This window comes from Sphingobacterium sp. HMA12, from assembly GCF_002933815.1.
Classification (GTDB): domain Bacteria; phylum Bacteroidota; class Bacteroidia; order Sphingobacteriales; family Sphingobacteriaceae; genus Sphingobacterium.
Window position 1 is genome coordinate 306980 of sequence record NZ_BEYR01000007.1, and the last position, 12694, is coordinate 319673.

The 12694-nt window shown below is 38.1% G+C and carries 13 protein-coding genes; 4 read left to right on the forward strand and 9 right to left on the reverse strand.

Translation table 11 applies throughout. The annotated features are described in order from the left end of the window. Window positions 1–140: 140 nt before the first annotated feature. The 4 genes from HMAT_RS25220 to HMAT_RS25235 form a co-directional block, all read right to left on the reverse strand. Entirely contained in the window at window positions 141–689 is a 549-nt protein-coding gene (locus HMAT_RS25220; RefSeq protein WP_104385592.1) for a GNAT family N-acetyltransferase, read from the reverse strand. A 27-nt stretch (window positions 690–716) separates the two neighbouring features. Further along, window positions 717–1394 carry an ATP-binding cassette domain-containing protein gene (locus HMAT_RS25225; RefSeq protein ID WP_104385593.1) on the reverse strand — a complete coding sequence of 226 codons (678 nt, stop codon included), beginning with the start codon at window positions 1392–1394 and terminating at the stop codon, window positions 717–719. Next, on the reverse strand, window positions 1391–2305 hold the full coding sequence (locus HMAT_RS25230) for a hypothetical protein (RefSeq protein WP_158656141.1): 915 nt from the start codon (window positions 2303–2305) through the stop codon (window positions 1391–1393). The genes HMAT_RS25225 and HMAT_RS25230 overlap by 4 nt, the downstream gene beginning before the upstream one ends. A gap of 102 nt (window positions 2306–2407) precedes the next feature. Continuing rightward, on the reverse strand, window positions 2408–3571 hold the full coding sequence (locus tag HMAT_RS25235) for an MFS transporter (protein ID WP_104385595.1): 1164 nt from the start codon (window positions 3569–3571) through the stop codon (window positions 2408–2410). Window positions 3572–3835: 264 nt separating this feature from the next. Here HMAT_RS25235 and HMAT_RS25240 point away from each other — a divergent pair, with 264 nt between their 5' ends. Further along, window positions 3836–4219 carry a VOC family protein gene (locus tag HMAT_RS25240; RefSeq protein WP_104385639.1) on the forward strand — a complete coding sequence of 128 codons (384 nt, stop codon included), beginning with the start codon at window positions 3836–3838 and terminating at the stop codon, window positions 4217–4219. Window positions 4220–4241: 22 nt separating this feature from the next. Here the strand turns inward: HMAT_RS25240 and HMAT_RS25245 are convergent, their stop codons facing one another. Further along, complete coding sequence (locus tag HMAT_RS25245; protein WP_104385596.1) at window positions 4242–4991, reverse strand: RNA methyltransferase; 750 nt, start codon at window positions 4989–4991, stop codon at window positions 4242–4244. Between the two features lie 8 nt (window positions 4992–4999). Here HMAT_RS25245 and HMAT_RS25250 point away from each other — a divergent pair, with 8 nt between their 5' ends. Beyond that, complete coding sequence (locus HMAT_RS25250; protein WP_104385597.1) at window positions 5000–7351, forward strand: BamA/TamA family outer membrane protein; 2352 nt, start codon at window positions 5000–5002, stop codon at window positions 7349–7351. A 67-nt stretch (window positions 7352–7418) separates the two neighbouring features. Here the strand turns inward: HMAT_RS25250 and HMAT_RS25255 are convergent, their stop codons facing one another. Both HMAT_RS25255 and HMAT_RS25260 read right to left on the reverse strand, forming a co-directional pair. Further along, the gene (locus HMAT_RS25255) at window positions 7419–7946 is read right to left on the reverse strand and encodes a hypothetical protein (RefSeq protein WP_104385598.1); all 528 of its coding nucleotides are present in this window, start codon (window positions 7944–7946) and stop codon (window positions 7419–7421) included. A 231-nt stretch (window positions 7947–8177) separates the two neighbouring features. Beyond that, window positions 8178–9059 (reverse strand): hypothetical protein, encoded by an 882-nt coding sequence (locus HMAT_RS25260; RefSeq protein WP_104385599.1) that lies wholly within the window; start codon window positions 9057–9059, stop codon window positions 8178–8180. A 375-nt stretch (window positions 9060–9434) separates the two neighbouring features. Between HMAT_RS25260 and HMAT_RS25265 the strand changes: the two genes are divergently transcribed. Next, window positions 9435–10439 (forward strand): YhcG family protein, encoded by a 1005-nt coding sequence (locus HMAT_RS25265; protein ID WP_104385600.1) that lies wholly within the window; start codon window positions 9435–9437, stop codon window positions 10437–10439. A 370-nt stretch (window positions 10440–10809) separates the two neighbouring features. Further along, a complete protein-coding gene (locus HMAT_RS25270; protein WP_104385640.1) occupies window positions 10810–11070 on the forward strand; it encodes a hypothetical protein in 261 nt (86 codons plus the stop codon). Between the two features lie 246 nt (window positions 11071–11316). On the opposite strand, the gene HMAT_RS25275 is transcribed toward HMAT_RS25270, so the two are convergent. Beyond that, entirely contained in the window at window positions 11317–11730 is a 414-nt protein-coding gene (locus tag HMAT_RS25275) for a hypothetical protein (protein ID WP_104385601.1), read from the reverse strand. A gap of 67 nt (window positions 11731–11797) precedes the next feature. Beyond that, on the reverse strand, window positions 11798–12412 hold the full coding sequence (locus HMAT_RS25280) for a SprT-like domain-containing protein (RefSeq protein ID WP_104385602.1): 615 nt from the start codon (window positions 12410–12412) through the stop codon (window positions 11798–11800). Between the last annotated feature and the right edge of the window lie 282 nt (window positions 12413–12694).

Genomic DNA, 12694 nt, shown 5'->3' on the forward strand with positions numbered 1-12694 from the left:
CTCAGCAATAGATTAAATTGTACAATACAGAAATGTTCGAAATCTTATTTTATTCGAACGTGTAAAAATACAAAACCATTTTGTTTTATCCCAGTGAAACTATGAAAAGTTAAAAAAATTAGTTTTAAAAGCTAACATAATTAGTTTTGTTTAGTATCTTCGACCAAATCATACCAAAAACAACGGATATCCCAATGGTCGAAATAAAACTCTTCGGTGACCTGAAACCCCACTTTTTCCAATACATGCCTCGATCCTTGGTTGTCTGTATGGGTGATGGCATGGAGCTCGAAATGGGTCAGGTGTTTGCGATAATACTGCATACAAGCCGATGCCGCTTCAGTGGCATATCCTTTGCCCCAGGATTCTACCCTGAAACGATAACCGAGGTCCAGGAATCCTATACGTCCATTTTCCAATTCATCAATATATTTAAATCCCGTCCAGCCGATCCATTGATTGCTTGATTTTTCAATTACTCCCAGCCGGCCAATACCGTATTTTTCATATTGTTGCTGAATGAGAGCGATCACTTTTTCCATTTCTTCGATGGATTGAACTGGCTCTTTATTGAGGAAGGTATGTACCTCAGCCTGTGAATCCATGGCAAAAAAATGGTCCTTATCGCCCATGCTTATCGGACGGATGATTAGGCGTTCGGTTTCTAACGTTGGTAGGTATTTTTCCATCTGGTGTATCTTAGGTTTTAACGGGTTTTAAAGCCACAGTTTATCAATATCTTTTTTCAATATTTTCTCTTTCATTTCTTCTTCAAAATCACCGAACTGTTCTTTTTTGACAGTCTTGCTGATCCGACCTCCTTCTAGAACGAGTATCTCATCACAGGTATCCTTTAATGTCGAAAATATATGCGATGAGATCAGGATGGTTTTACGCATTGCTTTAAGACGTAGTATGATTTCGGTCAGGATAATACTACTTTGTAGATCGATTCCGTTAAAAGGTTCATCAAGAATGTAGAAACAGTTGTCCTGGAGCAGTGTTGCAGTTAGTGCCAATTTCTTTTTCATCCCTGTAGAATACGAGCTCGCATACTCTTTTAATGGCAGTTCGAAGAGATTTCTTTCATCGAGGTTTTTAATGCTTTTCCCACGGGCATCGGTAAGGAGATAAATATACTCTTCACCTGTCAGTTTTGACAAAAAATATGGATCTGATGTGAGGTAGCCCAGATGGCTTTTAAGTGGTTGTATGTTCGCATTAATCTTTCCCGAAGCTGTTTCCAGACCTGCTATACAACGGAATAATGTTGTTTTTCCAGCGCCGTTTTCGCCTACGATGCCGTAGACTTTTCCATCCTCAAAGGTAAAGGAGACCTCATGCAAGACCTGATGCTGGCCAAAGGATTTACTGATATGAATAAGCTCGATCATAAATAGTTCTTTAGATTTTTGAGGGCTTTAAAGTAATAGAAAGGTAATAATGCCAATATCAATGGATAGAAGCTGAAACATAACACCAGCGCAAAAACCTCCGGAAAATTGATCTCTCGAGGATAAGCGACATATTTTAAGGTAATGGCAAAAGGGAGTAGAAATAGTATACCGCCCAAAACGATTACTGCATTAAACCATTCTGATGAAAAAATAAAGGCGTATGTCAGTAGGAGCGGAAAGGCAAATAAAAGGCATTGCAGTATCCCACGCCTAAATTTCCGCAAGAGAAATCTGGCCGGTGACTCTCGGCTGTTCCAAAGATAAAATATAGGTTCCGGTAATTGATAGTAGAATACAGCGGTAAGTGAAATACCAGCGATACAAAATAGAACGAGGTTAGGGTTCATTACATAGAAGCCGATTGCTCCGAGTATATACAGAATGAAAATTAGCAGGTAACTCCTTCGGAATCCAATAATAAATTCAAATGGTTTCTTTGTAAACGGAGTTGGGATAGATTTACCAAAAGCTTTAAAGATCAAAAAAGCAAATACAACAGCCAGGGCAATGAGCGCCACGCCATATAACCATAGTCCTAGGAATAGAAAAATAAGCATGGATGGTAAAATCACAAGGCCATTTTCCAGTAGCCTGATCGTGTAAAAATCCTTTGTACTAAAGGTGTTTTTTAGAAAATCGTTCCTGTTTTTTTCGGTCAGGAGAAAGAGTAATTGAAAATTGCTAAGCAGTAAGGTATAGCTTCCAAAAACAGGATACTGGAGCAGAAGGTAATGGGCAAGATAACAGACTCCCAGTAACAAAAGTGGCGCAACCGCTATCGGAAGGCCAGTCGCCTTAAAATGGCGCGTCAACAATTTATATTGAAGCTTTAAATAATTGTTCATCATTTGCTATCTGTTTATAAATAGTCATGTCGGCGATGCTATCGTGACCTTGTTAGTCTGCCGTTAGATTACTCCAATCTAATGACTACAATCGAATAGCTAAAGCTAAGATTTTCTTTGCCAATTCAGCATATAGAGTAAAGCAATCACTAGCACCACGGCATTGGCATACATAATTTGCGGAATGCGAAGGATGACATCTGCATAATACAGTCCAGCGAGGAGGGCGCCAAGCCCAATACCTGCTTCGAGGGAAATATACATGGTCGCAACCGCTTTGCCCCGATGTTCGGGGATACTCAGGTCAATGGTCCAGGCATTAACCGCGGGAGATAATATACCAGTTCCGATACCATAGATGCTCGCTCCAATCATCATACCGATAAAGCTATCCTCAAAACCAATGACCACCAAAGCAATAGCAATAATCACCAAGCCCGTAATAATAACTTTTGGCCTCCCGTAGCGATCGGAAACTTTTCCCGAGACAAAACGTATCATAACGGATGCGATCGTAAATGCCAGGAAGAAAAGACCTTTATTTTTTAATCCAAGGTGCTCACTCCAATCCGGTATAAGGGTCAGGATCACACCGTATGCCGTATAGGACAGAAAGGTAACTATTCCAGCAGGGACTGCACGCCATTCAATGATGTCATTTCGGTTTATTTTGAGCATGGAAAGGTTAAATCTCTCCTTTTTAACCAAAGTTTCCTTCATATTGATGACGATGAGGATTGATAATAATGCCATGAAGGAAGAGGAATAGAACATGACATTAATTCCAAAAGCGTCAAAAATTGCGCTCCCTATCGCTGGGCCTACTGCAGTGCCGACACTAAATGCAAGACCATGCATTCCCAAGGCTTCACCCCATCTTTTTTGGGGCACAAGATCCGCAACATAAGCCGAGGTAGATGTCGGTTTAAAACCGGTAGAGAATCCATGGATCAACCGCAGGAACAAAAAACCAGCGACAGAAGTTAAAATCGGATAGAGAAAACCACAGATAAAACAGACGATGGATCCGATGGCCATGACCGGTACACGGCCCCAACGATCAGTCAGCTTGCCGCTGAAAGGCCTTGAAATTCCGGCAGTTAATGTAAACAATGCGATGATCAGCCCCTTATATTCAGCCCCACCCAAGCTACTCAGGTAATTAGGGAGCTCTGGAATAATCATATTGAAACTCGAGGAGAATAGGAGTGAGCTCAGGCAGAGTAAAATAAATTGAAGCGTATAGATGGATTTCTGTTCAGATGGCATTTTAAAACAATTGTCGTGCATGAATAATTCTTCAAGTATGCAATACCGTGGAAGATACCTGTACTTTTTGAAGAATAGGTCAAATGTACAGCTTTTGAAACGATTAAACTTTTTCTTTTGTTCGAAATTTTTAAAATCCTTTCAATGGTAACATAAAAATAATCATCCGGAAATCCAGTTGAGGCAAATTTGTATATTTGGTCTTCGCTGATGAGAGGAAACCTCTTTTATTGGCCGAACTTTAAGAAAACTCCAATTAATCGTATGTCAAAAGAAAAAAGAAATCCAGGAGTCTATTTTGAGATTCCAGTACTGAATATGGACCGCGCTGTTCGTTTTTACAGCGCGCTATTTTCCTTTTCCTTTGATCAGGAAGAGTTTGATGGAATTCAGATGGCTTATTTCCCTTTTGAGGAAAAGCTGTCGGGGGTTACTGGTGCGCTGGCCAAAGGAGAAATTTATCAGCCTACGCATCAAGGGATAGTGCTTTATTTGCATACCGAAGATCTGGAAGAGACGTTAAGAAAAGCAGAAAACACGGGTGCAAAGGTATTATATCCTGCGACCTTTCATAAAGATCTAGGCTTTGCAGTCGCTGAGATTGAAGACTCCGAAGGCAACCGGCTCGGCCTTCATCAACGGCTATAGAATTCCTTTAAAAATAAATTCGCTAAACCAATTGCCGTCGGGCGATCTCACTACAGAATATCGTTGTTGCGACAGCAACATTCAGCGATTCCGCTTGGCCGATACGAGGTATGGTCACTGCCTGATCTATTAAAGCTATTACTTCTGTACTGATGCCATTGCCTTCATTTCCCATGACGATCAATCCTTCTGTGCTCCATTCGGTCTGATAAATGGATTGCCCATGAAGTAGCGCGCCATAGACCGGTAAGTCTGTTGAAGAGATAAATTTAGGGAGATCGAGATAATGTACCTGTATTCTTGCCAATGAGCCCATTGTCGCCTGCACAACTTTTGGATTATAGGCATCTACTGTGCCAATGGAGCAAATGATATGCTTGATCCCAAACCATTCGGCTGTGCGAATGATGGTTCCCAAATTACCCGGATCCTGTACATCATCCAAAACGATATTGTAGCAATTTCTCAGATCATTTACTTCAATTTGTTGCTGTTTGGGGAGCTTGACCAAGGCAAGGATGCCTTGCGGAGATTTTAGGGTACTAATCTTTTGAAATTCAGCCTCCGTCAGTTCATGAGATTTTATATTATGGGAGATTTTACCCACTTTTGTGTTTGCGTCGTCTGTATAGAAAATGGAATCGACCTGGTAGCTTGATGAGATAAATTCCTTGACGGATTTTATGCCTTCAACGATAAATAAGCCATGTTGTTTTCTATACTTTTTGTTTTGTAGAGACGTTATTAGACTGATTTGCGCTTTTGACAACATTTTTATTGATGATTAAGTACCCTCGTTTTATCGGATTTGCAAGTATAATGCTTTTGACGCTATTTTTTGCATCTTGCCGATCTTCAAAATATATAGATGACGACCAAGCCTTGGTTACAAAAGTACAGATTTCTGGCGTTTCACCAGCACTGAAAGAGTCTTCCGAGACCTATATCTCCAATCAGATCAGACCTAATTCACGGGTAAACCTATTTATTTATAATACCTTCAACACAAAAAAAGGTCGCTATAAGACCAAGAAGATCAGAAATGTTGGTGAGCCACCCCATTTGCTTGACTCAGCAATGGTTGACCTTTCCGCTAATCAGATCAGACGTTTTTTGTTTACTAAGGGATATTTTAATGCCAAAGTCAGTCCTGAGATTACAGTTAGAAAAAAAAGGGCGCATATCAATTTTAATGTCGATGAAGGAAATGCATATCAGATCAGAAACATTGAACGTAAATTTGAAGACGCGGATGCAAAATGGTTATTTGATCGGGATATCCTACCAAAAACCAAGGTAAAGCCCAATACACAATACGATGCGGCCAAATTGCTGGATGAACGGGAAAAATTATATGTTGTTATGCGTAACAATGGGTATTATGACTACTTGAGGCAATATATGCGTGTTGGTATTGACTCTACATTGAGTGGAAACTTGATCGATTTAAAAATAAATGTAGAAAATCCCAGTGATTCAACGATACATAAAAAGTATCAAATTGACAGTGTATATATGACTATTAGGAATTATGGGGCAATGTCAAAGAAACCAGCTCGTCGTATAACTGATTCTGTAAAACGACTTCTTTTTGTGGATGAAACAAATAGCTTTCGCTGGAAACCATTGGAAAGGTATATGTACCTACGATCGGGAAATTATTATTCGTTGGCCGAGGAAAATAAGTCTTATGATCGGCTTTATGAGATGAACGGTTTTCGGTCTGTAAAAGTGCAGTTTGTGAAAAAAGATTCCAATAAACTCGATGTTCATTATGATTTCGTCCCGCGACCACGAATGGGTAACCAGATTGAAGGAGAGTATACTTTTAGTTCGGGGATGAGCGGTTTTAATATTGGAAATACATTTTCACAGCGAAATATTTTTGGCGGTTCTGAACAGCTGGAAGTAAAACTCCGCTATGGGGTGTTGTTTGATCCACGTTTGGCCGGTGGGCTTTCCAGTAAAATATTCAATAATGATTTTCAGGCGGGGGTAAATTTGGTAATTCCGAGACTCATGGTCCCTTTTCATATTAATCCAGGAGGGAAATTTGGTTTGCCAAAAACGACCTACTCTATGACCCTTCAATTATTTGATCAGGATCGGACTTACTCCAACCGCTATTTTATTACTTCGCTGAATTACTCCTGGTATGAAACGGAGAACAAGTACCATAGTTTTACTCCAATCGTATTGGAATATCGGGACGGAAGATTAGACTCAAATTTTAGAAAAAATCTGGAACAGGAAGGGTATCAATTGTACGTACGAAGCAATGATCGTCAATATTTCGGATTGGGTACACAATATACTTTTATTCTGAATGGCAAGAAACTCACAAGCAAGGAAGATTTTCAATATTTCCGCGGAACAGTGGATGTCAGTGGTAATGTGTTGGATCTGATCAGTAGCATTGCCAAATTACCGGCTAATGCCGATGGGGAGAAAAAAATCTTTGGAGTTCCTTTCTTGCAATATGCGAAAACTGAATTTGACTATCGTTTGTACCGAAATTTTGGAGGAAACAGACAATTTGTTTTCCGGTTTAATCCGGGGATAGCCATACCATATGGGAACAATTCGAAGTTATTGATATTCGAAAAGAGTTTTTACAGTGGAGGGATGAATGGTATACGGGCATGGCAGGCACGTACGCTGGGGCCAGGGGCCTATAACAGGCAAAACCTGAGTGAGGACCTCCGATTGAACTTACGGAATTTAGATCAGTTGGGCGAGATCAAATTGGAGGCAAATGCTGAGTATAGATTTCGTATCTTAAATAATTTTCTGGGGGCCAAGATGAACGGTGCTACTTTTGTTGATATGGGCAACGTCTGGCGACTTAAAAAAGATGATGAATTAAATCCTGGCGGTGAATTTAAATTCAATAAGTTTTTGGGCCAGGTAGCTATCGGTACGGGTTTTGGGCTACGTTTTGATTCTGATTACTTTGTGATCCGTCTGGACGCAGGACTAAAGGTTAAAGATCCGCAGTTTTCGGGGAGCAACCAGTGGGTAATCAAGCATTTCTTTGACTCAAAAGAATTTAAAGAGCAATACTACCAGGACCATAGACCTGACCGCTATAATTTTATACAGTACAATTTTGGGATCGGGATGCCGTTCTAGTAAACACTAATTTTTTATAAATAGTTCGGTAAGCTGAATTACGATTTTAATGTAATGATATTGCGTGCTAGCCTATGAGATTCTTTAGACTGGAGAAAATTGACTCAAAGATTTTGCTCAGATCCAGCCCCTGTGAGTGATTGAATATAAAGAAAACGATTGCCAATGCAATGGCTGTCATAATCACTTTTTTGAACATATAGGCGATACCCAATACGATGGCAGGGATAATCAAAAACATCAGTCCGCTGATGGCAAAGGGAGAAAGTCCATTATCTGTCTTGTAGATATAAAACAGCCTGCCTTTGGATTTCTCCTGGTTTTTGTGGCTAAAAAATACAAAGGTAGATGATTCGATTTTTTGAGCCGGCACAGCTACGCCATCGTGAAATTGGAGTGCCTGAGAGAAACCGTTGATGGTAAACAGGTAGTTCCCATTGATAGTCTCATTGGTATTGCCTATTGAATCCAAAGCGACGACCGCAAGTTTTCCATTTTTGGAAAGATTCTCTTTTATTACAAAGTCTTGGATATTCTGCTCCTGAGCACTTGCCCAGAAAGGTATCAGTAATAGAAAAAATATAAACTTTTTCATCTTATTATAAGCGTTAATTTTAGCCCATTTGTAGCAATAGATTTGACTTATTTGCTTATATTCCTTTCTACAAGCCAAGGCAAATTCATGTTGGCGATGTCACAATAGATCTCGTCGAAATGAGCATGCAATTTTAGGAATTTTAATTTTCTTTTGGAAATCTTAAATTATTTGGGGGATGATTCTAATCGAAAACTTCAATGTCAAAAAATCGATATCGGCAAATTCCTTTTATTGTTTCAATAAATCTTCGATCAGTTGAAGCTTCACATTTTCCAAGATCCCTTTTGGATCATCAATGACTACTTTTCCAAAGATATCCTTTTTAATAGACGCATGGTTTCCATTGTTATCGCTGGCTTCATAATTTCCAAATATATCCTTTCGTACAGAAACACGGCTCCCTTTGTTATCTTCAATTGTTTTGCCTCCCAATATGTCGGTTCTAATGGTTGTGTGTTTACCAGTGTTACTTTCAATACTAAGGTTTCCTAAAATATCCTTTGATACGCGACTGCTATTGCCTTGGTTGTCACGAATGTCTAAGCCACCAATAACATTTTTAGATACAGAGGTGTGGTTGCCGCTTGCATCACGGATATCTAAACCGCCGAAGATATTTTTTGAAACAGTCGTGAGGTTGCCGTGACTGTCACGGATTTCCAAATTATCGAGGTTATTTATGGAAGCAGTGGATGGACTCCCGTCCTGATCAGGAATATCAAAATCCCCACTTATATTTTTTCTGACCGATTTTTCTTTTCCGTCGTTATATTTTACGACTATATTGCCGGAAAAATCTTGTTTTATCAATGTTTTAAGTCCGTTGTTATCTTTTTTTGTATATCCGTCCCAATGGTCTCTACTGTATTTGACACTTTTACCCCAGTTGTCTGAAACGGTTACCTCTCCCCAGCTATTAGTTTTTATTTTAATGGAGCCTTTATCTAAGCCCTCCGAAACAGCTAATTGCGTGATATATTTTCGGATATTATCAGAAAGCGTATCAGTCAACTGCTTTGAATAATTTTTATTGGAAGAAAGAGTTGCTTTTACTGTCGCTATTGAAGAGAATAATAGTGCAAAACTAAATAGGATATATAAGCGTTTCATGTGGCTGTGATTTATGATTAAGATACACTTTTTTTTGACAAGAATAAATTTTGCCGCATCACATTTTTATTTTATCCAATTTCGCTGCTGCTTTCATTTCGCTGTCTTCTTGTAAGGTGAAGTTAAATAAATTTTATGCTGTAGCAGCCATATAAACCTATTAAACGATTGACTTATTTAATGTGTCTTGGTGGGAAGGCGATGGAGGGATTTATGCTTCTGTTAATTGTTGTATAATAGGTTTTTAAGGTGTTGCTCTAGGCTTAATAAGAAGTATTTAAAAATAAATTTTACTAAAATAATTAGTATTTAATTTGTGTTTGACTATATTTGTACTACCCAATTACAGAAGTAATACCAATTAAATAGATCAATATGTTATCGGATCAAACTTTAATATCGGACATAAAGGCGATTATTTCCAAATCCAGAGACAACGCAATTCGTGCTGTCGATCATCAGCGCACATTGATGTATTGGCATATTGGCAAACGTATTTTTGAGCAGGAGCAACAAGGTAAGGATAGGGCTGATTATGGGAAATATCTAACTGGATATGTCGCTAAAGAATTGGAACCCGAATATGGTAGCGGTTTCTCAAGAAGACAAGTTGAATTGTTTAGACAGTTCTATCGTGTTTTTCCAATTGCGAACGCACTGCGTTCGCAATTGAGCTGGACACAATATCGCTTATTGATGCGGCTTGACTTAGAGGAGCAACGGGAGTTTTATATCGCCGAAACCATTAAAAATAACTGGACATCACGGCAGTTGGAACGACAGGTCTTTAGTAATTTATATGAACGCCTGTTACTTAGTAACGATAAAGAAAGTGTCTTGGCCATAGCAAAAAAAGAAAAGCTGCCTTCTGATGCCAAAGAGATTATCAAGGATCCGATGGTATTGGAATTTTTGGGTTTGAAACGCGAAAGTGCCTATTATGAAAAAGATCTTGAAGGCGCTATTATCAGCCATCTGCAGGAGTTTTTGTTGGAATTAGGGAATGGCTTTTCCTTTGTTGCCCGCCAAAAACGTATTCATATCGAAGGGGATGAGTTTTTTGTTGATTTAGTCTTTTACAATCGCCTATTACAAAGTTTTGTGATCATTGAAATTAAGACACATAAATTGACCCATCAGGACATTGGTCAACTGCAAATGTATGTCAATTACTATGATCGTATTGAAAAACTTCCACATGAGCATCCCACGATTGGCATTTTACTCTGTGCGAGTAAAAACGATGCAGTTGTGAAATTTACACTTCCGGCGGATCAAAAACAGATTGTTGCCAGTCAATACGAGCTTTATCTGCCTAGCGAACAGCAATTGTTGGATGAGGTAAACAAAGAATTGGACAGTTTTGTAAGTAAAGTGTGAGACCGATGAAATAAATTTTCATTTATTTCATCGTATCGTCAAAAGTAGCAGTCCTTTTTTTTAAATATTTATAAAAAAGATATTACAAAAACAACATGAGAAAAACTAATTATTGTTTTGGAGAATAACCACAAGAAGCATACCTCGTTCGGCATAAGTTTTTAACATCATTATTAAGGGATGAAGTCAGCGAATAATCATCCTGTTAAGCAATAGTTTATAGCGTATAAAAAAGTGTACGATTCTTATCAAAAGAGATAGAAAATTGCATCTTTTCATTTTCGAATTTCGAACGTTAATGGTTTTTTCAATTTTATTTTTCAAACATAGAATATTTTGTACATTTGTATCGAATAAAATCGAAATAGAAATGGCAGAAACTGTACAACCAAGAGCTCCAAAGACAACTGATAATAATGCGAATCAAACTCATTACTACAAAACATTGGTAGTAGCTATCGCTTTAGGTTTAATAGGCACATTTATCCGTTTTGTACCGGATGTATGTACTGCACTGGGACAACAAACATTCTTGTTCTCCGCGATAGCAAATATCTCATTGATCGTAGGTGCTCTTATCGCATTTAAAACTGTTTTCGGTATTTTGGGATTTGGAAAAAATCGTGACTAATTAAAGGTCTTTTAAATATGGGAAAGCCTCAGTTTTGCTGAGGCTTTTTTTGTGCTTATCGTGCTAATTTAAAACAAAGAAAATAACGCTTTTGAATGCGTTTTTAACGATCGGACTAAAATGATTTCCTCGTAAGGGGCCTGAATTTGGTAATAAAGTAAAGCTTTAAGATCAATAAGGGATAAGCATAGTAAATAAAAAAGGCATCAATTAAACAATTGATGCCTTTTGCTATGATTGATAAGTCTATGCAAATAATGACCATGTACCCCATGGAATACGGGCAAGCATCAGGATTAAACCGATGATGTAGAAAATCACAACAGTTTGATTTGCTTTTCTGGAATTTTCCATCTTTTTAGCTTTTGAATAACCGATGGTGATCAATACAATGGCAATGATCATTGTCAATGGGTGCTCAATGATTTTTAAACGTAATGTCGGATCTTTCATCACGCTGCCAGAGATCATCGAAGGGTACTTCAAAACGAAGTATAAAATCAATCCCACTAATAATTGAATATGCGATACGATAAAACCTAATAAGGCAATTTTACGGTTGTAAGGTTTGTTGCCTAAATAGTTCATTAAGGTGATCACAATAGATATCACCAGGGCCAGCAATAAGACAATTGCTATTGTCGAGTGTAAGTGTAACATAAAAGCTCTCTTTAATTGTTTCCTAAGTTAGCAAAGATAAAAATATAATGAATGTATTTGTTAAAAATCATTGTTCTAACAAAAATACCTCAGCAATTGGGTTAAAAAGGTACATACGTTTGCTGGTCAGCTCCATACATTTGTAGCGTTTCCGTATTTTTTCGATTCGCTGAAAAGACCGCCCATTCTTCAATTTAAAAAAATGGCCATCCTCCAATGCTTCTACCGTCAGTGCATTGCTTTTTGCTTTGTCATAAGCTTTTAACGTACGGAATAGATGAAGATCGGTACAGCTTGATGCTGCAGGATTTTCCATATAGCTGTGTATTGCACTATTGATGTCCGCTGGAAATATATCTAATTTTAAAAAGGGTTCCATTAACTCTTTGAAATGTTTTTTCCATTCGGGCCCATGTGGTCTGACAAGGTGCTTATGCTTATTCCAGGTCTGTAGATGAGCAAATTCATGTATAGTTGTGATCAGAAAGGAATAAGGATTTAAATCATGATTGACTGAGATACGATGTGGACTGCCCTTAAAAGGAGCACGATAATCGCCCAATTTACTGCTTCGGGCACGGGAAATCTTAAACAGGCACGCTGTATGATTGATCCAGTTAGATATGATCGGCGCCGCTTCCTCAGGCATGTATTTTTTAAGGGTAGCACTGTAATCTTGCATGCTGTAAAAATAGTTATTTATTTATGCTTACCTAATAAGGGCTGTACATTATTTTGTCACAACCAAACATGATACTGTCAAAAGATAAGATTTATATGTTTATAGTCGAAGTAGCTACTTGTCGTATATTGCTCTTGATAAGATCAAATCATTGTATTAAGGGGGCTAATCTGCGTAATCACTGGTAGATAAAATACCATTGATGATTTTTTAACTGTTAGTTTTTAGCTATTATAATTAGTTTTATTTGGAATTTTGATATTATTTTTAGTATTTAGCGGT

What these genes read in the sequence shown, in the direction of transcription:
- HMAT_RS25220 (WP_104385592.1), bottom strand. Translation starts at nt 689, where the DNA reads ATGGAAAAATACCTACCAACGTTAGAAACCGAACGCCTAATCATCCGT.
- HMAT_RS25225 (WP_104385593.1), bottom strand. Translation starts at nt 1,394, where the DNA reads ATGATCGAGCTTATTCATATCAGTAAATCCTTTGGCCAGCATCAGGTC.
- HMAT_RS25230 (WP_158656141.1), bottom strand. Translation starts at nt 2,305, where the DNA reads ATGATGAACAATTATTTAAAGCTTCAATATAAATTGTTGACGCGCCAT.
- HMAT_RS25235 (WP_104385595.1), bottom strand. Translation starts at nt 3,571, where the DNA reads ATGCCATCTGAACAGAAATCCATCTATACGCTTCAATTTATTTTACTC.
- HMAT_RS25240 (WP_104385639.1), top strand. Translation starts at nt 3,836, where the DNA reads ATGTCAAAAGAAAAAAGAAATCCAGGAGTCTATTTTGAGATTCCAGTA.
- HMAT_RS25245 (WP_104385596.1), bottom strand. Translation starts at nt 4,991, where the DNA reads ATGTTGTCAAAAGCGCAAATCAGTCTAATAACGTCTCTACAAAACAAA.
- HMAT_RS25250 (WP_104385597.1), top strand. Translation starts at nt 5,000, where the DNA reads ATGATTAAGTACCCTCGTTTTATCGGATTTGCAAGTATAATGCTTTTG.
- HMAT_RS25255 (WP_104385598.1), bottom strand. Translation starts at nt 7,946, where the DNA reads ATGAAAAAGTTTATATTTTTTCTATTACTGATACCTTTCTGGGCAAGT.
- HMAT_RS25260 (WP_104385599.1), bottom strand. Translation starts at nt 9,059, where the DNA reads ATGAAACGCTTATATATCCTATTTAGTTTTGCACTATTATTCTCTTCA.
- HMAT_RS25265 (WP_104385600.1), top strand. Translation starts at nt 9,435, where the DNA reads ATGTTATCGGATCAAACTTTAATATCGGACATAAAGGCGATTATTTCC.
- HMAT_RS25270 (WP_104385640.1), top strand. Translation starts at nt 10,810, where the DNA reads ATGGCAGAAACTGTACAACCAAGAGCTCCAAAGACAACTGATAATAAT.
- HMAT_RS25275 (WP_104385601.1), bottom strand. Translation starts at nt 11,730, where the DNA reads ATGTTACACTTACACTCGACAATAGCAATTGTCTTATTGCTGGCCCTG.
- HMAT_RS25280 (WP_104385602.1), bottom strand. Translation starts at nt 12,412, where the DNA reads ATGCAAGATTACAGTGCTACCCTTAAAAAATACATGCCTGAGGAAGCG.